We start from the raw sequence: 520 nt of genomic DNA, 5'->3' as shown, positions 1-520 counted from the left end.
GGCCAACCTGGACCACGTAGCCAGCGACCGCATCGGCCAGGAACAGTGGAACAAGTACCCCTTCCTGACCGCGCTGGCGGCGGCAACCTCCCTGCTGCGTGCCGACATCGGCACCATCGTCGCCCCCGATGATGGCCAGGCCATCGTGCACGGCCTGTACGACGAAGGCCTGGCCGTTGCCGAAGCCGCCGGCGAACCGATTCCCGAGGCCGCGCAGGACACCGCGCGCGGCACCCTGACCCAGTCCGGATCGGCGCTGAAGGCATCGATGCTGCGTGACCTGGAAGCGGGCCAGCAGGTGGAGGCCGAGCAGATCGTCGGCGACATGCTGGCGCGTGCGCGCAAGGCCGACCAGGAAGCGCTGCTGCTGCAGGTGGCCTACAGCAGCCTGCAGGCCTACCAGGCATTGCGCGGCGCGTGAGCCTCAGCCCGCAGGCGAGCGCGCTGCCGGGACGGGTGCTGATCCTCGGCCTGGGCTGGAGCGGACGCGTGCTGGCCGCGCAGCTGCAGGCGCGCGGCG

The 520-nt window shown here is 71.5% G+C and carries 1 protein-coding gene; it reads left to right on the top strand.

Annotated elements, in window-relative coordinates; all coding sequences use genetic code 11:
- The coding region (locus EN850_RS33435; protein ID WP_281407300.1) for a ketopantoate reductase C-terminal domain-containing protein at positions 1 to 421 on the top strand (421 nt) is incomplete at its 5' end.
- Positions 422 to 520: the final 99 nt, after the last annotated feature.

It is taken from the genome of Mesorhizobium sp. M8A.F.Ca.ET.207.01.1.1 (assembly GCF_004794715.1).
In the GTDB taxonomy this organism is placed as follows: domain Bacteria; phylum Pseudomonadota; class Alphaproteobacteria; order Rhizobiales; family Rhizobiaceae; genus Mesorhizobium.
Note: the sequence above shows the minus strand (reverse complement) of the source record. Positions and strands in the feature narration are given on the sequence as shown.